The organism is Bacillus sp. JJ1566, from assembly GCF_036962685.1.
Classification (GTDB): domain Bacteria; phylum Bacillota; class Bacilli; order Bacillales; family Bacillaceae_L; genus Ferdinandcohnia.
In genome coordinates this window covers 60858-86968 of the sequence record NZ_JBALOP010000001.1, presented here as the reverse complement: position 1 = coordinate 86968, position 26111 = coordinate 60858, and the positions used below count along the sequence as shown (strand labels likewise).

The window sequence follows — 26111 nt, the reverse complement described above, 5'->3', positions numbered from 1 at the left end:
GGCCTTCAAGGTCCTCTGTAAAGGAGGATATGTAGATGCCTTTACTCGAAATGAAGGAAATGACAAAAAGCTTTGGAAAAGTGACGGCGCTCGAGCAGGCTTCCTTTGAGTTAGAAAAGGGCGAGGTCCACGCCTTGCTTGGAGCAAATGGAGCTGGTAAAAGCACCCTGATGAAAATTTTATCGGGTGCCTACGAGCTTGATTCAGGGTTGATAACCCTCGAAGAAGAGACAATCAATATTCGAACTCCAAAGGACGCGAAAACGCAAGGCATCCATTGTGTCTACCAAGAGGTCGACACTGTGATTGTGCCACAGCTAACCGTTGCTGAGAATATTTTACTTGATACGTTTTCGACTGAAAAAGGCTTGTTCATCAACAAAAGAAAGCTTCGTGAAAAAGCAGCCTCGATCTTAAAGCTTTTGAATGTAACAGATATACCGATGACAAAGCAGGCATTGGAGCTGTCCCTAGCTGAAAAACAACTAGTGCTAATTGCAAGAGCACTTGCCCATGAGGCGAAGGTTATTATTTTTGATGAGCCTACAGCTCCTTTATCGATTGAGGAAACAAAGCATCTTTTTGACATTGTAAAAACACTGAAGGAAAAGGGAGTCGGCTGTATTTTTATCTCACATCGACTTCCTGAAGTGTTTGAAATCTGTGATCGGTTAACGATTATGCGAGATGGTAAGACGATCGCCACTTTTGCCACAAAAGAGGTTACACAGAAAACAGTTGTCGAAACGATGCTTGGAAACTCCTATACTGAACAATCCGTGAAACGGAAGGCAGTAAGGGGTGACCTACTTTTAGAAGTGAACGGTCTCGATGATGGAGAAAAGCTGAATGATGTATCGTTTACTGTTTCTGAGGGAGAAATTGTTGGGGTTGTCGGATTGGTTGGAGCGGGAAAAACGGAGCTTGCAAAGACTTTGTTTGGTCTTCGCCCATACGAACAGGGCGAGGTGAAAGTAAAGGGCAGATCGCATCACTTTACTCATTCACAACAGGCAATTGAAGCTGGGCTTGCGCTTATTTCAGAGGAGCGTCGTAAGGAAGGATTGTTTATACACGAGTCTATCTCTACGAATCTATCCTTTGCCAATTTGAAGAAATTCTCACCGTTTTTAGTAATGAATCGCAAGGCTGAAATAAGCCATGCCAGTTCCATCATAGACCTACTTGGAATCAAGGCGAATGACACGGAAACCCTGGCTGAGCATTTAAGCGGAGGAAACCAGCAAAAGGTTGCGATTGGTAAATGGGTGTCACGAAATGCGAACCTCTATTTGTTTGATGAGCCGACAAAAGGAGTGGATGTCGGTGCAAAGCAGGATATTTTCCAGCTTATCAATTCCCTCGCCGATGAGGGGAAAGGGATCCTCTATTTTTCCTCTGAGATTGATGAAATCATCCGGATTTCGGATCGAATTCTTGTCATGTATGACGGGAAAATTGTGAAAGAACTTTCGGGAGAAGAGGCTACACAGGATAAAATTCTCTTGTATGCTAGCGGCGGAAAGGAAGACGTACATGAAAGGAAATATCATCAGCCTCCTGTTTAAATACGGGGCAATTTTATTAATGGGCTTTATCTTAATCTATTTTAGTACTGTAAACAATGCATTTTTTTCATATGGAAATCTATCTGATATCTTAAGGTCGATTTCAATTGTAACGCTTCTTGCGTTAGGGGTGACGTTCACACTTGTAGTGGACGGCTTTGACCTATCAGTTGGATCGACAATGTCATTGTCGGTCGTGATCACGGCTTCATTGATGGTTTGGTATGAACTGCCGCTTTCGGTGGTACTACTTTTACCACTTTTAATTGGGGTTGCAGTAGGTCTTGTAAATACCTTTTTAATCGTAAAAATAGGGATACCGGATTTACTGGCGACACTTGGGATGATGTACATTGTTTCTGGCCTTCACCGGACCTATACGGAAGGCTACTCTATCTACAATCATATGCCATTAATAAGTGGCGGAACGGCACCTGGTGAATTTAGCTCCGCCTTTTTATGGATTGGGCAAGGGAAGATGCTAGGACTGCCTGTTCCGGTTTGGATTATGCTCGTTTTTGTGCTTCTTGCCTATGTGATTTTGAACCATACGAGATGGGGACGGATTTTATACATGACAGGCGGAAATGCAGAGGCTGCTAGATTGTCAGGGATTAACACGAATAAGGTAAAGTTGATTGCGTACACCGTATCAGGTGTATTCGCGTCGATGGCGGGGATTTTGTTTGCGGCCCGCGTTGGGTCAGGGCAAATCGATGCTGGTGCTTCGTTGCTAATGGAATCTGTTGCAGCTGTGTTTGTCGGATTTTCCGTACTTGGTGCCGGAAAGCCAAATGCACTTGGAACCTTCTTTGGCGCAGCGCTCATCGGGGTTCTTTTAAATGGACTGACCATGCTAAATCTTCCATACTATGCATTTGAAATTGTAAAAGGCTCCGTCCTTGTCTTGGCCCTTGCTGTAACCTACATCGGAGTGAAATATCGACCAAAAGTGATTCGGAAAAGGAGAGAGCAAAATCATGCCGCTTAAAAAACTAGAACATGTTGGAATCCAAGTAAAAGATTTAGATACAACGATCGAGTTTTATACAAGAGTACTAGGCTTGGAGTTACTAGAAAAGCAGGATCATGTGGACCCGAACTTAAAGTTAGCTTTCTTAGGTTTTAGCGATTCTGACGAAACGGTTATTGAGTTGATTTCAGGCTATAATCCAAACCTTCCAACTGAAGGAAAGGTTCACCATATCGCGTTCACTGTTGAAAATATTGAAGAGGAAATTGCAAGACTGAAGGAGCATGGCGTGACATTTGTCGATGAAAGCATCACGACACTTCCGAGCGGGGCAAAATACGTATTCTTTACCGGACCAGATGGGGAATGGATTGAGTTATTTCAAAAATAAATGTGAAATCACATAGGAGTACCACCCTAGTTCAAGCAAAACCAAGGGGGTGCTTCTTTTTTGTATTCATCAAAATTTTGCTAGTGAAATCAGGAGCTTTTAATTTCTATCTGGTATATGAACTCATTGTTCAAAAATGGTAATATAAATGGTGTAACAGTACTCTTTTCTAAAATAAATGATTTGCAAATTTAGAAGACAGGATTGAATTGTAAAGATGAACATGAACATTAAAATACATATTGTGGCACCCTATGAAGCGATGATTCCTGTTATTCAAGAATGCACCTCCCTTTTTCCTACATTTGAAATTCAATATTCAATAGGTGACTTAAAGGAAGGAGTTAAGCAGGCGATTCAAGCGGAGACAAATGGGGCTGAGATTATTATTAGTAGAGGTGGGACGGCGCAATTAATTAAGAAAAACGTCCGTGTCCCAGTGTTGGACATGCAGCTTTCTGGGTATGACATGATACGGTCGCTTTCTTTGGCTACGAATTTGGAGAGTAAGACAGCGATTGTCGGCTTCTCGAATATCACCTCTGGGGCTCAGTCCATTATCGATTTATTGGATCTTCCTTTAAAAGTGTTCACGATTTCCGACTCTGACGAGGTAGCACCCTTAATCTTAGAGCTTAAGAACTCCGGCTATCAGCAAATTGTAGGTGATGTGATTACAGTTAAAACCTCAAATGCCTATGGACTTAAAGGATTATTAATTCAATCTGGTAAAGAGTCTATTATCAATGCATTAGAGGATGCGAAACTTGTTTATGGTTATTTACATGACAAAAATAATCTCATGAAAGTCATGGAGCGATTTATAGTAAAAGACCTCCAAAATTTGATGATTTTGAACGATGAAAATGAGATTATCTATGAGCATTGGAATGATTTTCGCTCCAACCCATTAACTGAGGATGATTTATATATATTGAATACCGACCTTGAAATTAATCAGCAGAAGGTAACAAGGAGTTTTATGGACCAGGATAATTTGGTTGATGTAACGGGTCACTGTATTCTAGTCAACGAGCATTCGTATAAGGTTATCGTTATTGAAAAAAACACAGTTTCTCTTGAACAAAAGGGTCTTTCTATTGAAGCTGATATGACAAGTGAACCAATTGCAGCAGTGTCGGATGCAAGTAGGAATATACTTATTCATATCGAAGCTCTCTATAAAAATAACCAAATCATCCTTTTGCAGGGTAGAAAAGGAACAAGTAAGGACTTTATTACCCGATATATTCATCAAAACTGTTCGGATGAAGGTTTGCTCCTTACAATCAATTTTAAAGAGTTTGATTACCACTACCTAGAAAAATTGCCGCTAACAAATATTCGTACAATTAGACTTATGTATCCTGAATATATTGATGAATATCAAGGAATATCAGATTTTATAAAGAAATGCCTATCACATCAAATACGTATTTTTATCCTTACAGAAAGTATGCTACCAGCTGATCTCATTCAAGACGTAAAGATGAATAAGATTATTATGCCTGATTTATCTGAAAGGAAAGAGGATATTCGCATCCTCACTCAATACTTTATCGCTTATTACAATCAAAAATACGGAACGACAGCAGTTAAAATCAACAGTGAGGCGATACAGTTTTTAGAGAACTATACCTTCCCTAATAATATTGATGATTTAAAAAATCTCATTAAACAGGTTGCTTTGAATGAAAAGGACTATGTCATTCAAAAAGAAACAATTGAAAGAGTAGCTACAAATGAGCAACTCCCCGTTGATGCCATTTTTCAAAAAGGGACATTAAAGGAAATGGAAAAGGAAATCATTAAATGGGTTTTGAAAGCAGAGAATAATAATCAAACAAGAGCAGCGGAACGGCTTGGAATTAATCGGGCAACCCTATGGCGTAAGCTTAAAGAGTAATCTTTAGGTTTACGCTTTTTTCTTTTGTGGAGTGTTGCATTTTTAAACAATTATTAACTATTAAAATTTATTTTGATAAAAGTGTTGCTTTTATAAACGATTTATTTTATATTACTACTGTAAACGCTTTTAAAAACAAGGGGGAAAACAACGTGAAGATTAAAGCAACTTTAGATAAAATTCCTGGAGGAATGATGGTTGTTCCGTTATTGCTAGCAGCAACGATCAATACCTTCTTTCCTAATATGTTAAGAATTGGTGGCTTTACGGAATCATTATTCGTTACAGGAGCAAACACATTGATTGCACTTTTCCTATTTATTGCTGGTGCACAAATCAGTGTGAAAAACGTAGGGGTATCACTTGGTAAAGGTGCAACATTACTTGGATTAAAATGGGTAGTTGGAGCAGCTTTTGGTTTAGTCGGATACTTATTAGCCGATAGTAATGGATTATTCATAGGAATGGCTCCGCTTGCAATTATTGCCGCTATGACAAATAGTAATGGTGGAATGTATATGGCTCTTGTTGGCCAATACGGAAAAGAAGATGACAAGGCAGCCTACTCACTATTAGCTTTAAATGATGGACCATTCTTAACAATGGTTGCGTTGTCGATTTTTGGAACAATGGGATTCGTTGATGGAATGTTCTCAATTCAATCATTTGTTGCAGTACTACTTCCTATCGTTATTGGTATGGTTTTAGGTAATTTAGATCCTGAAATGAAGGAATTTTTAACAAAAGGCAGTGATATGTTAATCCCGTTCTTCGCTTTTGCGCTAGGTATGGGTATTAACTTCACAGCGATTATTGAAGGTGGATTAAGTGGTATTTTACTAGGGGTAATTACAGTTATTTTCACTGGTGGTGCTGGTTACCTAGTATTTAAATGGATCGGCTGGAATCCACTTGTTGGTGCTTCAGAAGGTACAACAGCAGGTAACGCAGTTGCAACTCCAGCAGCTATCGTTGCTGCTAATGCATCCTTTGCGCAATATGCAGAGCTTGCAACAGTTCAAATTGCAGCAAGTGTTGTAACAACAGCTATTTTACTACCAATTGTTATGGGATTCTTAGCAAAACGTTTAGAGAATAAAGGTCAGTTAGCTAAATATAATTAAGAGATTGTTTTAAATAGAGTAAAAAGTCTATTGTAAAGAGTTTTATAGTCAAAAAGTAAAGAAGAGAGACGAATAGGCTCTCTTCTTTTTAGGAGGAGTACACAATGAAGTTAGCAATCATAGCAGACGATTTAACGGGTGCTAATGATAGTGGGGTTCAATTGGCACAGCATGGTCTTAAAACCTCCGTATTGTTTGACATAGATAAAGAATCTATTCATGCTTATGAAGCAATTGTATTTGATACAGATAGCCGTTCTATTGAGCGTGAAGAAGCCTATCAAAAGGTAAAAGAGGCGACTCAATTTTTAAAGGATGCAGGCTTTTCTTATATATTTAAAAAGGTTGACTCAACGATGAGAGGAAATATCGGGGCTGAAATTGATGCCGTGTATGATGTCATGCAACCAGATTTCATGATGATAGCGCCAGGATATCCTAAAAACAATCGTACTATTCTACAATCCACTCACTATTTAAACGGGATTCCGCTTGGAGATACAGAAATTGCAAAGGATCCGAAGACACCTGTCACTCAATCCTTTTTACCTGATCTTTTAAAAGGGCAAACAAAGCAAAAAATTGGTACGATTACAATCGATGATTTAGAAAAAGGTTTAACATGGATCCAAGAAAAATTAGATGCCTATTTTCAACAAAAAATCGCGTATATAATAGTGGATTCAACAGATGAACGTCACCTAGAACTAATTTTAGATTTTACGAAAAATCTCCGTTATCAGTTCTCTTGGGTAGGTTCGGCTGGAATCGCGAATTATCTTCCTGCTTATTATGACATGCCCAAAAGAGATCTAGAATTGGTTATTCCCCAAAACAATGGACCGATACTTACTGTAGTTGGTAGTGTAAACAAAAATTCAAGAGCACAACTACAGGTACTGATGGAAAAGACAAATGTGTATCCAATTGCGTTTGAATCATTTAAGTCAGTTTCAAATGATGACGAGCGTGAAGGAGAAATAAGAAGAGTCTATAATCTAGCGATGGAAAAAGCACAGCTAGGATTAGATGTTGTTATTTATTCCACAGGTGAAGTAAACGATATCGAAAAAGCGTGGAATATTGGTGAAGCGAAAGGTTTAACACATACCCAGATTAGCAATGAAATTGTGAAGGCAATCGGCTCTGTATGTTCAGTCCTTTTGGAAAAAGGATATTTTAAAGGGGTCTCGATGACAGGCGGAGACACAGCTAAACAAATCTGCTACTTATGGGATGTAAAAGGCTTTGAATTATTAGATGAATTGGAAATTGGCGTTCCAATTTCGAAGTTTTTTGGACATGATAATTTATATGTTATTACAAAGGCTGGCGGGTTCGGTACGCCAGAAGTATTTATCAATGCCATCAACAAATTAAAGGGGGACCTATCATGATGAAGCCAGTGATTGGAATTACAATGGGAGACGCAGCGGGAATTGGACCGGAAATTATTGTTAAGGCCCTATCCCATGAAGAAGTTTATCAAAATTGCCGTCCAATCGTATTAGGAGATGCAAAAATCTTAGAGCGAGTAAAGCCAATCGTTCATTCAAACGCGAAGATTAATCGCATCAATGACCCTGCTGAAGCTAAATATGAGTTGGGCACGATAGACGTCATAGATTTAGACATTATACCTGAGGATTTACCATTTGGAGAGGTGTCTCCAGTTGCTGGAGATGCAGCTTTTCAATATCTTGCAAAAGCGGTTGAGCTTGCAAAAGATAAAAAAATTGATTCAATTTGTACAGCACCATTGAATAAAGAGGCATTACACAAAGGTGGCCATATGTACCCAGGACATACAGAAATATTGGCAGATTTAACAGGTACAGAGGATTTTTCAATGATGCTAACAACACCGAATCTGAAAGTCATTCATTTAACTACCCATATAGGTTTAATTGATGCAATTAAGAGCATTAATCCAGAGAGAACCTACAAAGTAGTAAAATTAGCACATGAGACTCTTTCACGAGCAGGACTCGATAACCCAAGAATCGCTGTTTGTGGAATTAATCCACATGCTGGAGAAAATGGCTTATTTGGATATGGAGAAGAAGAGGAAAAATTACAACCAGGTATTGAACGAGCGCAAGCGGAAGGAATAAATGTAACTGGACCACTACCGGCTGATACTCTTTTCTTTAGAGCGGGAAGAGGGGATTTCGACATCGTGGTTGCGTGTTATCATGACCAAGGTCATGCTCCAATTAAAGTGATGGGTATTGAAAGTGGCGTTAACATTACGGTTGGACTAAAAGGTGGAATCATCCGTACTTCAGTTGACCACGGCACCGCTTTTGATATTGCAGGAAAAAACATTGCGGATGAGCAAAGTATGATTGCTGCTATCAACTCAGCCATTGAACTAGCTCCGAAAAGATAATACTGAATCATGACTAAAGCTAGGAAGTTCATTTCCTAGCTTTTTTTATTTGTAATCCATGTGACCGCCGTTACGTGAAACTTCTTATCGTTTTCCCTCGTCTTAATTTATAGGTATTTTCTGAAAATAACATTTATGGTAGGCTTTAGGTATGTATTCCTATTTTTTACAATTGGTAATCTGGTAAAGGAGGGATTTGGTTGCTTAAGAGATTAAGAGTCTTTAGTGGGCGTGATCTGATTTCGATTCTCTATTTTGGGCTTGTAGTGCTTGGGATTGCTTATTTTTTAGGAGAAAAGGATGTTTCGAAATTTTTCTCAATGATAAAAACGATGCTACCTGTTTCCGAGAGTTGGGCAACGATCAAGCAATTGATCAGCAATGTCCAGACTGAGGGAAGTCTTGGGGTAACGAAAAATATGGAGCCGTATGAAGAAATCGTCCTTGAGTATTTTCCGAGAAGTTTATCGGTGATTGCGACAGCCTTTGTGTTAGCGATTACTTTAGGAATGGCAAAGGGGATTTTTGATTATCGGAATCGCTATACATACTTGAATTTTTTAGGAACAGGGGTAACCTCTATCTTCAATTCTTTACCAGATTTTTTCATGATTATTGTACTTCAATGGGTGATTTTGATTCACTTTAATTTTATTGATTTTTTTGGTCATGACCAGTGGTTTAACTTCATATTACCGGGAATTCTAGTATCACTTTATCCGATGATGTATTTTGCTAGAATTACGTTTACAGCTCTTGTTAAAGAAGATGGAGAGATGTATATCCAATATGCTCGTGCAAAGGGGCTTTCACACAGGTTTGTCATCCTTCAGCATATTCTGAAAAAATGCTTCCGTGCGATCCTGCAACATGTTGGCGTTGTCATGACATATGTCGTTTCAAATCTATTAATTGTTGAGTGGCTAATGGAATATAAGGGTGCGGCTTGGCGAATGATGGTGTCAATCAAACGGCTGGATTCAAGTAAACCCGAGAATCGGCCATTTATTGACTTTCCGGAAATAGGGCTAATCGTAGAGATTTCATTCTGCTTTGTCGTGCTCCTATTAATCACCCAAATCGTATCTGTTATTTGGCAAGTCAAATATGAGGTTGAGAAGCGGAATATTTGGACTCAAATCACTAAAGTTATTTTTCGATACGCAATTATTTGGTTCTTTGTGCTTTTTATACTCTCGTACTTAAAGCCAGGATATTAGGGAGGAGGGGTAATAATGAAAAATTGGTCGCTTTGGACAGGTTTAGTTCTTTTCGGTTTGATGCTATTTTTAAGCTTTGTTGGACCACATTTGCCATTTGTTGAGCATACTCCTCCCGAGCATAGAATGAGATTTTATGATGGTGGCGAATTGGGAAGAGCGCCTTTTCCACCTTCTAAAGAAGATCTGTTTGGGACAGATCGTGAAGCCAGAGATATTTTAAGCTTAATTATCCTTGGCGCAAAGGACACGCTCAAAATTATTGTGCTAATTACATTATTTCGGTACATCATAGCGATTCCGATGGCCTTTTTGGCTTCCTCGAAAAAAGGAATAGCCTATATGGTATCCAACGGTTGGTACTCATTGTTTGGAAGCATCCCAACGATTTTTGCAGCGATTTTACTCTTAGAAATTTTCCCGGTGACTGGCCTTGAAAACGGTGTGTATTGGAAGGTCCTTTTAATTGCACTTATCGAAGTCGGACGAGTTAGCTATATTTTTGCCCATGAAATTTATGAGGTATCTCAAAAAGAGTTTGTCCAAGCGAGCGTGACCGTGGGAAGTACACCATTTCAATTATCGGTGATGCACTATTTGCCATCTGTTTCCCAAAGTCTAGTTGTAAACTTTTTTAACGATTTAGCACGGGTAACTTTACTATTGGGGCAGCTTGCATTGTTCCAGTACTTTATTGAGCATACGATTAACTATATTCCTGGTGGTGGGGCATTCCATGATGAATCAGGTTATTATTCTGCGACTGGATTGTTTGATTGGCCAGGTTTATTGTCATCAGCCAGATATGAGGTTATGAAGGCTATCTGGATCCCGTTGTTCCCGGCACTCGCGTTAACATTGCTTCTGTTAACATTCCAGTTGTTAAGTGAGGGGTTCAGAAAGTTGTTTGAAAGGCAGACATCGAGTGAGAAACGTAGTGTGGTGAGTCGTTTGGCTGAAAGAGTAGGCGAGGCATTTGTTGCTAGTAAACTGGTGGGTGTTGTGACACTTTCCGTTTTTGTAACGATAGTTGCATCGTTTATAGTGCCAGATGCCATGGAAAAAACGACTGAAGCTGATGCACCAACTGAGGAAGTGGTCGAGGAAGAGGTAGAGGAGGTCAACGAAGATGACCCGTTTGGTGATGGGATGTATACCTACTACAATAAAAAACTTGAGGCAACGACTATTGCGACTACAACAAAAGGTGGGTATTACGATAAGCTAGATTTTCTCGAGTCCCAGATGGAGAAAAAAACGGATCGGGATTATGAGACGGAAACATTAACATTGAAGTGTAGGACAATAGGAACGGGAAGATGCGAGAAACCTCTCATCACATTTAAAGAACCAGCTTCAACAGTGGAGGAAGCCTTTCAGTTAATCGTTGAACATCTACCAACTGATGCGGAAGTAAAAAATACAGTGGACAAAAAAGAAAATGAATACATTTATAATGTATCAAGTTCAAACTTAAAGAATAGCTTTCATTGGCTACATAATGATCCTAGGTTGGGTGAGTTAGCAGTGATCTTACACATGACACCAGAAAAAACAATTGAAAAAGCAGAAATTGAGATTGGCTACCGATAAAAGTAGAAAACCCCTAAACTGTCATGTAAAAACAGACAGTCAGGGGTTTTTAAATGAAACGCGATAGCGCGCTGTAAGACTCGAAAATCCTGGTTTTGCTTACTCCGCTAACTTCTCCAAATTACCATTACGGTCCATTTTAAAGGAAGTGGCAGGACGTTCTTCGTCTTCAAATAAGACGAGTTTTCGTGCGCGGTTCATGATCTTCATTAATGTTTCGTAGTCCTCTTGAATGTTCACTGCGCTTTGTTCGAGTTGGGTAATTTTCTTTTCGAGTTCTTCATTTTTACGAAGTATCGCATTCTTTTCATTTTTCAATCTCTCATTCTCAGATTTCAGTCCTTCAATTCCGAGACTTGTGTTGCCCATTGATTGAAGGTAGGAAATCACGGAATCGATTGTCAATGTTGGTCTAGCAGAAGAATATTGTGGCATTTTAACTTCCTGACGAACACTGGTAGATTCAGATGGAAATAGCGGAAACTCGTCCGCAAATTCTTCGAGACTTGGAGTAGGTGGTGTATACAAAAGCTGTTTCTTCACAGGTTGGGTTTTACCAAGTGCACGCTGGCGTTGTTTACGGTGTTTTTTCGCAAGCTGCAGGTCCTTCTCAAAACTATGGCGGACAACTGCGTTCCAACGGAATCCGCATGCAGCTGAAGTGCGATTTAATTTATCACCCACCTCTTCAAATGCGTTTAATTGTGTACTTCCTTCTCTAACATGTTTCAGAACAGTTTCAGCTAATAAAAGATCATTTTCCTCTGTCCAAGCGTCTTGTCTTTCCTTCATATTTTTTCATCTCCCAAAATATATGTTTATAATTGCGTTAGGTTATTACATATATTGGTCAATAGATTCAAACTTTATACCTCATCCATAACAGGATAGTAGACTTATTAACTTTATTTGCATAATGCTAAATAAAGTTAAGACTCCGTCGGATGCCACAGATTTTCAAAGGAAACTTTTCGAGGCAAGCTCGAAAAAAATCTGGGCGCAAATACGCAAGGCGTATTTGATCCTAAAAAAATTTCAAAATCGCAATCTCTTACTTGTGGAGAATTTTTGAAACTTCGTCCGTTTCCTTGCAAATACCTAACTGGAAGAGTAAAATACCGTGTAGTGTTTATAAAAGTATGATGACCGATCAAATAAATTGAACGACCTAGAAATTACAAGATGAAGGGATTGTACGCAAGATGGCAAACGAGTTTCGCATTTGTGATGATTGCCAGGCAACCAATATTCAAACCTTAGTGCCACGTCTAAAACAAGTTGATGGAGAAGCAACAATTGACATTCGCTGCCAATCCTACTGTGGCCCGGGGAGAAAAAAATCATTCGCATTTGTTAACAATCGCCCTGTTTCAGCTCCAACTGAGGACGAATTAATCGAAAAGATTGAAAAGAAGCTGAAAAAGGACTAATATCGCCTTTCTCTCCTATGAGAATAGGTGATTTTTTATTGTTAAGGGGAATGGCATTCGGTGTCTAGCTACAGGCGCCATCGGCTCGAGGTCTTAAGCCAATCGCTTAAGAAGGTAAAAGGCACCTTCTGTCAGCGCTCATCTTAAGCTTGTCGCCGATTAGCGGGCGCCTTTCGCTTTTCTTTTATGTCGAAAAATTTTCCAACCGTTGATATAACTTGGTTTAAGACGATTTATGATGAATTTTAGGTTTTTTTGTCAAAGATAAATATATATAATAGTAGCATGCCAGTATGGAAGAGGTTGAATACATGACATATTCCAATGGGAAATTAAGTGAAGAAAAGGTTTTTAAAGACCCTGTACATAGCTATGTGCACGTTCAGGATCGAGTGATTTGGGAGCTTGTTGCAACATCGGAGTTTCAAAGACTACGACGAATTCGCCAATTAGGGACAACCTATTTTACCTTTCACGGGGCGGAGCATAGTCGTTTCAACCATTCTCTAGGTGTATATGAAATTGTCCGAAGAATTATCGATGATGTGTTTCGGGAACGACCATTGTTAAATGAAGAGGAACGTCTATTAGCCTTAAGTGCAGCACTTCTCCATGACCTTGGCCACGGACCGTTTTCACATTCATTTGAAAAAGTATTCCATTATGATCATGAGGAATTTACTCAGGCAATCATCGTGGGGGACACGGAGGTCAATCGAGTCCTTAAGCAGGTTGGGGAGGATTTTCCGAAAAAAGTGGCCGAAGTGATTGCAAAAACGTATAAAAATAAATTAGTTGTGAGTCTCATCTCCAGTCAAATCGATGCAGACCGTATGGATTATTTATTGCGTGACGCGTATTATACCGGCGTTAGCTATGGAAACTTTGACATGGAGCGGATCTTGCGTGTGATGAGGCCACAGGAAGACCAGGTAGTCTTTAAAAGCAGTGGGATGCATGCGGTTGAAGATTACATTATGAGTCGATACCAAATGTATTGGCAGATCTATTTCCATCCAGTTACACGGAGTTCAGAGGTTATATTAACGAAAATTCTCCATCGCGCAAAACAGCTATACAAGGAAAACTACGAATTTAAAACGGCCCCTGTCCATTTTGTTTCCATTTTTGAAGATACGCTAACACTAAAGGATTATGTGAGGCTTGATGAAGGGGTTTTTTCCTTCTATTTTCAAGTTTGGCAGGATGAGGATGATGCGATTTTAAGTGATCTATGCCGTCGTTTTCTTAATCGCAATCTGTTTAAATATGTGGAGTTTGATCCAAGTACTCAAATGATGAAGATGATGGAATTACGATCACTTTTTGAGGATGCAGGGATTGATCCGACTTATTATTTAGTAGTCGATTCATCATCTGATTTACCGTATGATTTTTATCGGCCGGGTGAGGAAGAGGAACGACTTCCAATTAACCTATTGATGCCAAATGGCGAGATTCGCGAATTATCGAGGCAGTCTGAAGTAGTAGATGCCATTTCCGGTAAAAGGCGAACTGACCATAAGCTCTATTTTCCACAAGATCTGATTGAAAAACTACCAGACGATAGTAAAGTGAAACAGAAAATTAAAGATGCTTTAGACATATAGAGGTATTTAAATTGGTCAATTTTGGTGAGGAGATGAAGGGGTTTTGTTAACAGAACATGCAAAAGTAATGAAGGCATTTGCTGCTGCAGGGGAAATTACAGGTCGAAAAAAACTGCAAAAAATGATTTATATAGCGAAAAAGATTGATTATCCATTCTACGAAAAGTACAATTTCCACTTTTATGGACCGTACTCTGAGGAGTTAACTTTACGCGTAGAGGAGCTTTGCAACCTAGGGTTTTTAGATGAGGTCAAAGAGAAAAAGGGTGGCTATTATCAGTATCGATACTCATTAACTGAAAAAGGTGAGCAGTTTTTAGGCCACTATCAGTTGGACATGCCACCATTAGAAGACTGCATGCACGCTTTAAATAACCAGTCCGCACGCTTTTTGGAACTTGTATCAACCGTTCTATACTTTGATGGACTTGAAAAAGACGAGGTCAAGGAAAAAGTATTTACCTTAAAAGCGAAGCAGCGCTATACAGATGAAGAGGTAGAAGAGGCTTATCAATATATTGATTCTCTTCGAAATATAGTAAAACATTAAAAGGAAACTCGGCAGCTTTGAACTAACGGTTCAAAGGGAGAAAATCACCATTAGCAGGATTTTTTGATATTAATTCAAAAGATTTGTAGTTGAAAATGTATCTTTTAATCATGTTAATATTTCCGATGTATATGAGATAAAACGAACACTAAAAAGCAGAGGAAATGTCCTCTGCTTGAATTTTTATAGCCCTATTTGGTCAGCTGCATATGTCGAATCCTCTTGGCTGTGCCCCTCATACATTAATTGTTCAATTAAACCTTGCCTCGACATTGGCATTGTGTCGTTGTAATTTTTTGCATGTCTTACCGCTTGTTCTCTCCAATCTACATCAATATGATCAACTGCAAATGTAGCATCCTCAGTGGAATATCCTTCATATTCTAATTGATCAATAAGCCCTGTCTTTGAGAATGGCATTGTTGAAATATAGTTTTCAGCATGACGAATCGCATTTTTTTGTGAAACTGTTAATTGAGGTTCTTCTTTCACTTCTTCTTTAGGTTTTTCCGGTTCCACTTTTACTGGTTCTTCTTTCTTTTCAGCTTCAGGTACTACTTCCTTTTCCTTTGGTTCTTCTTGTTCAACTTCGTCTGTTACTTCTGTTTCAGTAATTGGGGATTCTGCTTGTTCAGTTTCAGTTGGCTCATCGCTAAATGATAAGGCAGCGATTAACAATACAAAAAATACACCTGATATTATAAAGTTTTTCTTGGTTTTCCTAGACTTCCTTACTGCCCCAATAATACCTAAGATAAGAAATACAATCATTCCTACAATACTAATTAAGCCGATAAACATAGCCAATTCAATCATCTCCATTTCCTCGATATCGCCTGGAACGATTTCTTGCTTTTATTATTGTCATCTACACCTAATCCATTCGTTTATTCCTACTTTGCCTTCGGAAAACAATGAAGTGGTTATTGTTTACAAACAAAAAACGCTTAGAAAAATTCTAAACGTTTTTGATTGCTAATTGCAGTATGTTCTTTGATATGTTATTTACTAATTCTCCCTATCGACCGAACTACCTGGTTTAGTGCGGTAAATACGCAAGCTGGTAGAAAAACAGTACGGCAAATAGATAAACAAGTGGGTGAACTTCTCTCCATTTCCCTTTGACAACCTTCATAAGCGGGTACGAGATAAAGCCTAAAGCAATCCCTGTTGCGATGCTGGAAGTAAGCGGCATGCTAAGGATGATTAAAAATGCAGGGAAGGCCTCATCAATCTCATTCCATCTGATATCCTTAATACTACCCATCATGAGGGATCCCACAATTATTAAGGTAGGTGCAGTAATAGCGGCAATTCCAGAAACAGCACCCACTAATGGCCCGAAAAAGGCAGCTAGAATAAACAGAATTGCCACCGTAACCGAGGTTAAACCCGTTCTTCCACCTGCAGCAACCCCTGTGGATGATTCAATATATGCACTGGTAGGGCTTGTCCCAAACATGGCTCCAACGGTCGTACCTACTGAATCGGCAAGCAGGGCTTGTCTAGCACGAGGCATGACATTCCCCTTCATAAGCCCAGCCTGCTCAGCAACTCCAATCATCGTTCCTGTTGTATCAAAAATGGTAACGAGTAAAAAGGAGAAGACAACTGCGTATAGCCCGTACTGAATCACATCGCCTATTGCAGCAAATGGATTTGAGATTATTAATCCTTCAGGAAGAGTCGGCGCATTTACGAATCCTTCTTTAAATTCAAGTTGTCCAGTGAAGTAAGCAATAAGGGCAGTGATGATCATTCCAAAAAATAAGGCACCATTTATGTTACGTGACATAAGAACCAGGGTAATCGCTAATCCAGCTAGTGCTAAAAGGACCGGTGGTGAATGTAAATCACCTAGGGTCACTAAATTTGTTGGGTGTGCTGTAATAATTCCGGTAAGCCGCAGGCCAATAAATGCAATAAATAAGCCAATTCCTGCGGTGATTCCATGCTTAAGATTTGGTGGAATTGCTTCAATTAACTTTTCCCGAAACGGCGTTAACGATAAAATCACAAAAATGATACCAGCCACAAAGACAGCGGCAAATGCGGTTTGGTAAGTGATATTTTCATTTGCTCCAACAACCGAATATGCAAAAAAGGCATTTAAGCCCATTCCTGGTGCGATTGCAATAGGATAATTTGCAAATAGTGCCATCCAAAGTGTTCCAACAACCGTTGCGATAATCGTTGCTAAAAATACCTGCTCAAACGGAACACCAGCATCGGATAAGATTACGGGGTTTACGACAACAACATACACCATTGTTAAAAAGGTCGTAATCCCTGCAAGAACTTCCTTTCTTACACTTGTATTAAGCTCTGATAATTTAAACATAGTCTGTGTACCTCCAAAAGGCGAACAATTTAAAAATCCTTTTCTATAATATTCGTTCCTGATGTAGACTGCAAGACATATTTATTTAAAGTTCAATAACGTCAGGAGTTTTACCGTGTCACCTTCAAATGTTAAAAAATATGGTTTGTTTTCATCGTCAAACATCATAAAATATGGTTTTTCGTGATCGGTAAAAATAATTGTCACTTCATCAACAAGGTCATCAAACCATCGGTTTCTCACCATTATATTTGGTTCTAAAGGGATTCTTATCATAGAGCCTGTTTTCGGAATCGGATTGTATTTAGCATACACACCCGTTATATCTTTAAGAAAATTCTCAGCCTCATGTTGTATATCTGTGTTTAACTGTAAATGTTTTATAACAATGTCCTGATTTATATCGTATATTTGTATTTGCTGATTAGTTTCGGCCATCACATTTATTGAGATTAGTTGAAAAATAAGGATATGTAGCAAAACATTTTTTAACATTTGAACCACCTCAGGAAGTATTGTTCCCAATAAATAAGATGGTAATGTTTTTAGAAAAATGAAACTTTTCCTGATAATTATTCGTAAATAGTAATAAATAGGGGGGGGCGTGTGAGATTGCTTCAAAGAATTGATAAAGCTTATTGGGTAGTACTATTGATAATCAGCATCATCATCGGTGTTATATTTGGATTTATAGGTCCTAACTTCATTCACCACTTTTTCTTCAAACACGGTGACACCTTTTTGGTTTTAACGCCTTTCATTTCAAGTATCTTGATGTTTATTGCTGTAGGCTTTTTTATTTTGTTTTGTATTGGTATGATAGTTGAAAATAAAGGATGGAATTATATCGGGATATTATTTTTGGTATGCTCGATTGGAATGGGTTATTACGCTGGTTTTGGAAACTATACGCTTATCTCAAATAATGAGATTATATTTATCGAATCAATGTCCGAAAGTATAACAAATGGGATCAAATTAAAGAGGCAGTCTATATAAACGAAACCCAGGAACCCGTTAAAAGGATACATTTATTTTTCGAAAATGGTAATGAAGGAATACTAGAAATTAATAAACGATACGTTCAAGAACTCAATAAAATACAACAGAAGTTTATTCAGAATGATATTCAATTCTATTAATGAGTAAAATAATTAGGAGGAAATGAATGTGATTAAAGAGTTGCCGCAAGTTCAGCGTGAAGAATTATTCAAAGTATTGAAGGCCCGGTTTGAAAAAAACATGCATCGCCACAAAGGGCTAAAATGGGAAAAAGTCGAAGCAAAGCTGGAGGCGAACCCTGATAAACTATGGTCGCTCAATGAAATGGAAAGAACCTGCGGTGAACCAGATGTTGTGGGGCACGATGAAAAGAAGGAAGAATACATATTTGCTGATTGTTCAGCAGAAAGCCCTAAAGGTCGCAGAAGTGTTTGTTATGACCGTGAAGCATTAGAATCCAGGAAAAAACATAAGCCGGAAAATAGTGCGATCGATATGGCAACTGACATGGGTATTGAAATGTTAACGGAAGAGCAATATCGGACGCTGCAGGAGCTTGACCAATTTGATTTGAAAACATCAAGTTGGGTGCAAACACCGGCTACAATTAGAAAGCTTGCCGGGGCCATCTTTTGTGATCGTCGTTATGACACTGTCTTTACGTATCATAATGGGGCAGATTCTTACTATGCTGCTAGAGGGTTCCGAGGTTCAATAAGGGTTTAAAAAAGGAGGATTGTCAATCAATCCTCCTTTAGAATTAATGAGCTTTTTCTAGGGCTAGTTTTATTCCAAAGCCGATCAGAATAGTACCTGTGATTCCTTCAATCATATTTTGAGCTTTCGGTTTTTTCATAAACGTACTAATTTGATTAATTAAATAGACATAAAGGAAAAACCATATGGCTGTCAATACAGTATAGGTGAACCCCATTAAAAGAAACGGTAGAAAGGTATTGCTTCCAGAATCCACGAATTGAGGTAAAAAGGTTAAGAAGAAGACAGCAACTTTTGGATTTAGAAGATTGGTTAGGAAGCCTTGCTTAAAGCAAGTAGTGTTTTCAAACTTGCTTACTGTATTCATCTCCACGCTTGCGGCTACTTCCTTTTTCCGCAACGACCATAATGTCTTTACTCCCAGATAAATTAGATAAATAGCACCAACGTATTTAAAGATAGAAAATAATACTGCTGACTTTACAATGATGGCTGATAGTCCAAATACAGCAGCAGAAGTGTGGATAAGCAGGGCGCAACAGGTCCCAAAAGCTGTTTTAAGCCCCCCGGCTTTCCCAACAGTAAGAGTGTTTTTTGTAGCAATAGCAGTATCGGGGCCAGGCAAAATAATGAGTAAAATACACATAAACACAAACAGATAAAAGTTTTCCACTTTATGTATCCCCTCGGCTTCTTATGAATTCTTTTACTGTATTATATAAAAATGTTGTTATGAATTGAACATAAATTTTTTAGATTAAAGCAAAACCCGCAGTTCATTCACCACGGGTTACAACAATTTTTATTCTTGGTCACTCAAACGTTTACCGGCTACAGCATAATGATTTTTTGTCATTTCTTCAATGAAGACAACGATTTTCTCTTCAGAAGCTCCAGTTGTTTCAGATACAGCTGCTGTTACTTTTTCAACGAGCGCCTTTTTTTGTTCTTCAGTACGTCCTTCTAGCATTTTAACTGTTACGTATGGCACAATTAATCTCTCCAATCTGTGTTTTCTAAAGCATTAAAGGAAGTCAAAAAAGTCGGATGAATATGACACATCGAATTTCTGCGTTGGCTTGCTTCTCCGTTCCTCACGTATTAACTGCATACGCTCCGGTACTCAAAGCTGCACCGCCTTGAAATTCTTGGTCCTCTTCATCCTCCTTTTTGAACAATGGTTTAAATGTATTGTATACTGAAAATAGTAACTTTTCTAGAAAAAGGAGAAATTTGGTGGAACAATTAAGTAGGTTTTTAGCATTTGATTTATCTTTAATACCATATGTGGTGATTACATTACTAGTTGCTTTTACGGTGCATGAATTTGCGCATGCCTATGTGGCTTACAAGTTTGGCGATGACACGGCAAAACGGCAGGGGAGATTAACGTTAAACCCAATTGCACATTTAGATCCATTTGGGACGATTCTGATTTTCCTTGCGGGGTTTGGTTGGGCGCGTCCTGTGCCGGTGAATCGGTTTCATTTTAAAAAGCCAAGGCTTGCAGGAATCCTTGTTTCGGTTGCAGGCCCCTTAAGTAACCTGGTCGTTGCAGCACTAGCATTGCTTATTTATATTATTCTTATTCGGGTAGGCGTGTTTGCGGTCATTCCAGAGGCCGTAGGGGAAAGTTTTGAAACGTTCTTTAATCTATTTGTCCGGTTAAACCTTGTGTTGTTCATATTCAACCTACTGCCGTTTCCGCCGCTTGATGGCTATCGTATCATTGAGGACCTTGTGCCAGCGCGGATTCGTCCGAGATTGACACAGTATGAGGGCCTTGGAATTGTGCTCTTTTTAGTATTAGTCATTACGCCGCTTGGGGATCGGTTTTTATATCCGTTACTATATGGTGGAGTCTACGCCGTCACGGATATCTTGGTTGCGATTTTCCGGCCAATCCTTCAATTATAATATTAGGCACTCATATGATAAAATAGTTGGTAATGAGTAAAAGGGAAAGGTGGATGTATGGTGGATCAACAAAAGAAAAAGGTTGCTTTTAATATCATTAAAAATGATCCAACAGATGGTCACAAAGGATATGGGATTGGGGCACTTAGTCTCGAAAATATTTCGCCTGTATTCATTGATATAGACGATGAAGATGTTTTCGTTGATGTTGGAGCGATGCATGCGAGAAGCGTTGTTGAAAAAGGGATTAAGTTTTTGCCGAATCAAGAAGATGTTCCTAACGGAAAGCCATTTTGGCTGGTCTGGGTAACAATTGACCGCAAGGAAGTGGGACCTTATTACGCAGGTGTAACGGCTTGTTACATGACAGTTGACCGTTCGATTCGCCGCGGCTACAAATCGTTACCAGAGCATGTAAACAAAATGGATAAATCATTAAAGCGTCATATCATGGTTGATTTAATGGATGACAAATCAAAAAAGCTGTTGTCTAACTTTTTAATTAACCACAACAAAGAAATGTGGGATAACTCTGGTAATGAGTTAAAAGAGGGGCTAAAGGTAGAATAAGGCTTTTGTAATTGTGACATTTCGGTGAACAAACGCATTAAAGCTTGAGCTTTTTTAATAAAATAAAGTACACTAAATTTACAATGTACACACATTGAAACTAGGACATAGAAACCCCCAGGACCTACACAGCCTGGGGGTTTCGTTTTTTGTTTTCTAGCTATGAACCGAACCAATTGTGCTTATATCTGTATGGTAGTACAACAATATTGGACACCAATCGCTTAAAATGACTGATGAAGACCATTATGAGCGATAATCACATTCGAAAAGTCCTTCATTGGCGTTATGAAGACCATAATGAGAGAAAACCACGCTTGAAAAGTCCTTCATAAGCCACTAACATAGCTCCCCCTGGGACGAGGGACCTGTCCCTCTGTCCCAGCGGACAAAGAACCCGGTTCCGACCATTAAAACCAATCAAACATTCGCTTAAAGAAGCCTTTCTTCTCTTTTTCTTCGTCTTTCTTAGGTTTTTCCTTGTTCACATCATCTACATTCTTTGAACAATATTCCGTTGGCTCTGTACCTTTTTTATAAAAGGTCAGCCTGGAAACAGGGCAATCCTTTGTTGGAAGCAAGCCGGTATCAGGATTTACATACACCCCGACAACACCCTCTGTCGGTTTAAATGGGGTTGGCGCTATATCCTGATGGGCTTCCTCCATGAACCCGGCCCAAATATTTTTTGCAATTTGCTTTTCCGCAACGATCGTAAGTTGTTCGTTTTCATCATATCCAGTCCAAATACCAGCAACAAGCTGTGGAGAGTATCCAATCATCCAGCTATCCGTATCAGTTGAACCTGATTTCCCAGCGTAAAAGCGGGTCAATTTATCGCTAATATTTGTTCCTGTTACAGCCGTATAATCATTTAATTTATCGTCAAACATTCCTGTCATTAGCTGTGTTGTCACAAATGCGAGGTCCTCATCAAGTACCTTTTTAGGTTTGGGTGTGTTTTCATAGATAACCTCACCCTTGTAATTTTCAACTCTAGTGATAAAAATCGGCTTATGACGAGTTCCCCCGTTATCAAGGGTAGCGTAGGCATTAACCATTTCAAGTACACTTACTCCAGAAGTTCCTAACGCAAGGGAAGGCACATCCTTCAGCTTGCTTGTGACCCCAAGCCTTTTCGCAGTCTCCACCAGTTCACCGTCTCCAAGGAAGAGGTGCGTCTTCACTGCGTAGACATTATCCGATAAGGCAATTGCCTGAGCTAATGTAATTGAGTCATTGGCATAATAATTTTTATAATTTCGCGGTGTATATGTTGAGCGATTGTTGTCATACGAAAACGTAGTGAGCTCGCTACGAATTTGTGTTGACGGTGTATAGCCTTTTTCAAGTGCTGCGTAATATAAAAATGGTTTAAACGTTGATCCAGGTTGACGTTTCGCCTGTGTCGCTCGATTAAATGGACTTTCCTCGAAATCTCGCCCGCCAATTAATGCCCGCACTTCACCATTTTTCGGATCCATTGCAACAAATCCAAGCTGAATCTTGGAATCTTCTTTAATAAAATTTTCGGCTTTTTCTTCAGCCATTTTTTGCAGGTCTGAGTTTAATGTCGTGTAGACACGTAAGCCGCTTGTTTCAATCATGTTTTGGTCAAGCTTCAATTTTGAGTGAAGCTCCTTTTTTACGATATCCTGGAAATATGGCGCAATATCCTCTCGCCCAACGGCCTTATTGCCGGTAAAGGTTAGTTTCTCTTTATGTGCTTGTTCAGCTGTTTTTTTCGAAATGACACCCTTCACTACCATCGAGTTGAGGACGACGTTTTGACGCTGTTTTGCTTTTTCCTCATTTACTAATGGTGAGTAATGTGTCGGACCCTTTGGAATCCCAGCGAGCATTGAAGCTTCTGCAAGTGAAAGCTCACTCGCTCTTTTTCCGAAATAGTAATTAGCTGCAGCTTCAATTCCGTAAACGCCATGTCCATAATAGATAGTATTTAAATAACCTTCTAGAATTTCCTTTTTAGAATAATTAAGCTCCAGGCGGATTGTATAAAGGGCCTCGGTGAGTTTTCGATTCCACGTTTTTTCATGCTCTAAAAACAGGTTTCGGGCATATTGCTGGGTAATCGTGCTTGCACCTTGAACCTTTGCCATTGCTTTAATGTCGGCGATAATGGCTCCACCAATCCGTTTGTAATCAAAGCCATGATGGTCAAAAAAGTTCCTGTCCTCGATTGATACCGTCGCATCAACAACAGCCTCGGACATATCATCAAGTGATACCCAATAGCGGGTTTCACCCTGATGACGTTCTTCTCCGATTAAAGTTCCATCCTCGGCGTAGAATAAGGTCGAGAGAGGAACCGCAAGAGGAGGTGCCCCTTGTGTTTTTGCATAGGAAAGTACGCCTAAAATACCGACTGTCACAAGGGCACAGCCGATTAAGCCTATGAAAAGACATGCACGTAAAATTTTGAGCGCAGTTTTTAACCGATCATTTGTAATAAGCTCCACTAAGGTTCACCTCTCTCTTTTTCTCTTTATAAATCCGTCTATCTCAGGCATATATCAATCAGTATGAAAAGATTTCCTTTGTTTTAAACATTTATTTGCTAAAAAGTGAAAAAATTTCTTGCATTTTCGCTGGATTCATCTATACTTTTTTGAGTTGAGATAGAAAAGCGGAGGCGACTTGATTAGAAACGAGAAAACTGGCCGACTAAGACGCCACGTCCTGTGGCGAAGTCGGCACTAGCACTTCCTGTGTGTCGGAGACTTCGACTAAGAAGCGGTCTTTGCTTCTGTAGGAGGAGTTGAAGTTTCTCGAGTTTCTAGTCGCCACAGCTAGACAGCGGAAGTATGCGACTTGGTATCGACGCCAAGGCAAATCCATCAACATTGCCTGAACTCAAAACACGGCAAAAACATCAATTTTTTTGAAGGAATTGGGAACGATAAAGGGATAGAATCCCTGAATTTTTCAATCGAAAGGATGTTATGAACATGGAATTATGGTTTACGGAGAAACAAACAAAAAGCTTTGGTATCACAGCAAAAATTAAACAAACCTTACATACAGAACAAACGGAGTTTCAAAAGCTTGATATGATCGAGACTGAGGAATTCGGCAACATGCTCGTTCTTGATGGTATGGTAATGACCACTCAAGTGGACGAGTTCGTATATCATGAAATGGTTGCGCATGTGCCGTTATTTACACACCCAAATCCTGAAAACGTACTAGTTGTCGGTGGCGGAGACGGCGGAGTAATCCGTGAAGTGCTAAAGCATCCATATGTGAAAAAAGCAACTTTAGTGGATATCGATGGAAAAGTAATTGAGTACTCAAAGAAATACTTGCCTGAAATTGCAGGCAAGCTTGAAGACCCACGTGTCGACGTGAAGGTTGGCGATGGATTTATGCATATTGCGGAAAGTGAAAATGAGTATGACGTCATCTTGGTTGACTCCACTGAACCTGTAGGTCCAGCAGTAAATCTGTTTACAAAAGGCTTTTATGCAGGAATTTCAAAGGCGTTAAAAGAAGACGGTGTATTTGTTGCGCAAACAGACAACCCTTGGTTCACACCAGACTTAATCCGTAACGTGCAGCGTGATGTGAAAGAAATTTTCACAATCACTCGCCTTTATATCGCGAACATCCCAACATACCCAAGTGGTCTTTGGACATTCACAATCGGTTCGAAAAAATATGATCCACTTGAAGTAAGTGACGATCGCTTCCATGAGTTGGAGACAAAATACTACACAAAAGAAATCCATAAAGCAGCGTTTGTGCTACCGAAGTTTGTAGCCGACTTAACGAAGTAATGGGGGATTTTCGATGAGATTTGATGAAGCTTATTCAGGAAATGTGTTTATCAAAAGCCATCCGAATTTTGAAGAGAGCGAAGCCGTCATTTATGGCATGCCAATGGACTGGACAGTTAGCTACCGTCCAGGTTCACGTTTTGGCCCTAGCCGAATTCGTGAGGTATCGATTGGACTTGAGGAATATAGTCCATATCTTGATAAAGAGCTAGATGAAGTGAAATATTATGATGCTGGCGATATTCCGCTACCATTTGGAAATCCACAGCGTAGCCTTGATATGATTGAGGATTTTGTGGATCAAGTATTGGCGGCAGGGAAATATCCACTTGGCATGGGTGGCGAGCATCTTGTATCCTGGCCGGTGATGAAGGCGGTTTATAAGAAATACCCAGATCTTGCGATTATCCATATGGATGCTCATACCGATTTGCGTGAGAACTACGAGGGAGAGGCGCTTTCTCACTCCACACCGATTCGTAAAATCGCAGAATTGATTGGACCGGAGAATGTCTTTTCATTCGGAATTCGTTCAGGAATGAAGGAAGAGTTCCAATGGGCGAAGGAAAACGGCATGCATATTTCAAAATTTGAAGTACTCGAGCCACTGAAAAAAATACTTCCGAAGCTAGCGGGTCGTCCTGTATATGTAACGATTGATATTGATGTATTGGATCCGGCACATGCACCAGGAACAGGTACAGTGGATGCGGGTGGAATTACGTCGAAGGAATTGTTAGGGGCCATTCACGAGATTGCAAAATCCGATATTCGTGTGGTTGGATCAGACTTGGTAGAGGTTGCGCCAATCTATGATGTGTCTGAACAAACTGCGAATACAGCAAGTAAGTTGATTCGTGAGATGATTTTAGGGTGGATTCAAAAATAATACAAAGGGTCATGGATTCAAAAAGAGTCCATGACCCTTTTTTTGTTGACTAAAAAGTCAATTTTGACCGAGGTCAAATTATTTATCTCAACTTCCCTTTATCATAAAGATATAGAAAGAA

Annotated in this window: 25 protein-coding genes; 18 read left to right on the top strand and 7 right to left on the bottom strand. The window is 39.4% G+C overall.

The genetic code is table 11. The annotated features are described in order from the left end of the window. Positions 1-35 precede the first annotated feature (35 nt). From V7112_RS00405 to V7112_RS00365, 9 genes are all read left to right on the top strand, one after another. Complete coding sequence (locus V7112_RS00405) at positions 36-1568, top strand: sugar ABC transporter ATP-binding protein (protein ID WP_335413735.1); 1533 nt, start codon at positions 36-38, stop codon at positions 1566-1568. Continuing rightward, the gene (locus V7112_RS00400) at positions 1537-2559 is read left to right on the top strand and encodes an ABC transporter permease (protein WP_335413732.1); all 1023 of its coding nucleotides are present in this window, start codon (positions 1537-1539) and stop codon (positions 2557-2559) included. The genes V7112_RS00405 and V7112_RS00400 overlap by 32 nt, the downstream gene beginning before the upstream one ends. Then, positions 2549-2932, top strand: coding sequence for a VOC family protein (locus V7112_RS00395; protein ID WP_335413729.1), 384 nt, complete (start codon positions 2549-2551; stop codon positions 2930-2932). The genes V7112_RS00400 and V7112_RS00395 overlap by 11 nt, the downstream gene beginning before the upstream one ends. A 217-nt stretch (positions 2933-3149) precedes the next feature. Next, complete coding sequence (locus tag V7112_RS00390; protein ID WP_335413726.1) at positions 3150-4838, top strand: PrpR N-terminal domain-containing protein; 1689 nt, start codon at positions 3150-3152, stop codon at positions 4836-4838. 152 nt (positions 4839-4990) lie between these two features. Then, entirely contained in the window at positions 4991-5962 is a 972-nt protein-coding gene (locus tag V7112_RS00385) for a 2-keto-3-deoxygluconate permease (RefSeq protein ID WP_335413723.1), read from the top strand. A 104-nt stretch (positions 5963-6066) separates the two neighbouring features. Next, positions 6067-7359 carry a four-carbon acid sugar kinase family protein gene (locus tag V7112_RS00380; RefSeq protein WP_335413721.1) on the top strand — a complete coding sequence of 431 codons (1293 nt, stop codon included), beginning with the start codon at positions 6067-6069 and terminating at the stop codon, positions 7357-7359. Beyond that, positions 7359-8354 carry a 4-hydroxythreonine-4-phosphate dehydrogenase PdxA gene (gene pdxA / locus V7112_RS00375; protein WP_335413995.1) on the top strand — a complete coding sequence of 332 codons (996 nt, stop codon included), beginning with the start codon at positions 7359-7361 and terminating at the stop codon, positions 8352-8354. Before V7112_RS00380 ends, pdxA begins: the two co-directional genes overlap by 1 nt. Positions 8355-8554: 200 nt before the next feature. Continuing rightward, on the top strand, positions 8555-9574 hold the full coding sequence (locus tag V7112_RS00370) for an ABC transporter permease subunit (RefSeq protein WP_335413718.1): 1020 nt from the start codon (positions 8555-8557) through the stop codon (positions 9572-9574). Positions 9575-9589: 15 nt separating this feature from the next. After that, on the top strand, positions 9590-11167 hold the full coding sequence (locus V7112_RS00365; protein ID WP_335413714.1) for an ABC transporter permease subunit: 1578 nt from the start codon (positions 9590-9592) through the stop codon (positions 11165-11167). Positions 11168-11266: 99 nt separating this feature from the next. On the opposite strand, the gene V7112_RS00360 is transcribed toward V7112_RS00365, so the two are convergent. After that, complete coding sequence (locus tag V7112_RS00360) at positions 11267-11959, bottom strand: RsfA family transcriptional regulator (protein WP_335413712.1); 693 nt, start codon at positions 11957-11959, stop codon at positions 11267-11269. A 410-nt stretch (positions 11960-12369) separates the two neighbouring features. Here V7112_RS00360 and V7112_RS00355 point away from each other — a divergent pair, with 410 nt between their 5' ends. From V7112_RS00355 to V7112_RS00345, 3 genes are all read left to right on the top strand, one after another. After that, entirely contained in the window at positions 12370-12597 is a 228-nt protein-coding gene (locus tag V7112_RS00355) for a DUF1450 domain-containing protein (protein WP_335413710.1), read from the top strand. A gap of 311 nt (positions 12598-12908) precedes the next feature. Next, positions 12909-14207 carry an HD domain-containing protein gene (locus tag V7112_RS00350; protein WP_335413707.1) on the top strand — a complete coding sequence of 433 codons (1299 nt, stop codon included), beginning with the start codon at positions 12909-12911 and terminating at the stop codon, positions 14205-14207. A 43-nt stretch (positions 14208-14250) separates the two neighbouring features. After that, a complete protein-coding gene (locus V7112_RS00345) occupies positions 14251-14757 on the top strand; it encodes a YwgA family protein (RefSeq protein WP_335413705.1) in 507 nt (168 codons plus the stop codon). 183 nt (positions 14758-14940) lie between these two features. On the opposite strand, the gene V7112_RS00340 is transcribed toward V7112_RS00345, so the two are convergent. The 3 genes from V7112_RS00340 to V7112_RS00330 form a co-directional block, all read right to left on the bottom strand. Further along, positions 14941-15558: an Ltp family lipoprotein gene (locus V7112_RS00340; protein ID WP_335413992.1), complete on the bottom strand. Its 618-nt coding sequence runs from the start codon at positions 15556-15558 to the stop codon at positions 14941-14943. A 238-nt stretch (positions 15559-15796) separates the two neighbouring features. Continuing rightward, complete coding sequence (locus V7112_RS00335; protein WP_335413701.1) at positions 15797-17098, bottom strand: NCS2 family permease; 1302 nt, start codon at positions 17096-17098, stop codon at positions 15797-15799. An 81-nt stretch (positions 17099-17179) separates the two neighbouring features. Beyond that, positions 17180-17593: a hypothetical protein gene (locus tag V7112_RS00330; protein WP_335413699.1), complete on the bottom strand. Its 414-nt coding sequence runs from the start codon at positions 17591-17593 to the stop codon at positions 17180-17182. 111 nt (positions 17594-17704) lie between these two features. Between V7112_RS00330 and V7112_RS00325 the strand changes: the two genes are divergently transcribed. Next, positions 17705-18097 carry a hypothetical protein gene (locus V7112_RS00325; RefSeq protein WP_335413696.1) on the top strand — a complete coding sequence of 131 codons (393 nt, stop codon included), beginning with the start codon at positions 17705-17707 and terminating at the stop codon, positions 18095-18097. 171 nt (positions 18098-18268) lie between these two features. After that, positions 18269-18826, top strand: coding sequence for a DUF4256 domain-containing protein (locus tag V7112_RS00320; protein WP_438823839.1), 558 nt, complete (start codon positions 18269-18271; stop codon positions 18824-18826). 34 nt (positions 18827-18860) lie between these two features. On the opposite strand, the gene V7112_RS00315 is transcribed toward V7112_RS00320, so the two are convergent. After that, positions 18861-19463: a LysE family translocator gene (locus V7112_RS00315; protein ID WP_438823844.1), complete on the bottom strand. Its 603-nt coding sequence runs from the start codon at positions 19461-19463 to the stop codon at positions 18861-18863. 156 nt (positions 19464-19619) lie between these two features. Continuing rightward, on the bottom strand, positions 19620-19808 hold the full coding sequence (locus V7112_RS00310; protein WP_335394167.1) for a 2-hydroxymuconate tautomerase: 189 nt from the start codon (positions 19806-19808) through the stop codon (positions 19620-19622). A 245-nt stretch (positions 19809-20053) separates the two neighbouring features. Here V7112_RS00310 and V7112_RS00305 point away from each other — a divergent pair, with 245 nt between their 5' ends. Together V7112_RS00305 and V7112_RS00300 are read left to right on the top strand one after the other, a co-directional pair. After that, the gene (locus V7112_RS00305; RefSeq protein ID WP_335413688.1) at positions 20054-20734 is read left to right on the top strand and encodes a site-2 protease family protein; all 681 of its coding nucleotides are present in this window, start codon (positions 20054-20056) and stop codon (positions 20732-20734) included. Between the two features lie 57 nt (positions 20735-20791). Continuing rightward, a complete protein-coding gene (locus tag V7112_RS00300; RefSeq protein ID WP_335413685.1) occupies positions 20792-21304 on the top strand; it encodes a YwhD family protein in 513 nt (170 codons plus the stop codon). 410 nt (positions 21305-21714) lie between these two features. On the opposite strand, the gene V7112_RS00295 is transcribed toward V7112_RS00300, so the two are convergent. Next, the gene (locus tag V7112_RS00295; RefSeq protein WP_335413682.1) at positions 21715-23784 is read right to left on the bottom strand and encodes a transglycosylase domain-containing protein; all 2070 of its coding nucleotides are present in this window, start codon (positions 23782-23784) and stop codon (positions 21715-21717) included. A gap of 489 nt (positions 23785-24273) precedes the next feature. Between V7112_RS00295 and speE the strand changes: the two genes are divergently transcribed. Both speE and speB read left to right on the top strand, forming a co-directional pair. After that, positions 24274-25101 carry a spermidine synthase gene (gene speE / locus V7112_RS00290; RefSeq protein ID WP_335413679.1) on the top strand — a complete coding sequence of 276 codons (828 nt, stop codon included), beginning with the start codon at positions 24274-24276 and terminating at the stop codon, positions 25099-25101. Positions 25102-25114: 13 nt separating this feature from the next. Next, positions 25115-25990 carry an agmatinase gene (speB, locus tag V7112_RS00285; protein WP_335413675.1) on the top strand — a complete coding sequence of 292 codons (876 nt, stop codon included), beginning with the start codon at positions 25115-25117 and terminating at the stop codon, positions 25988-25990. Positions 25991-26111: the final 121 nt, after the last annotated feature.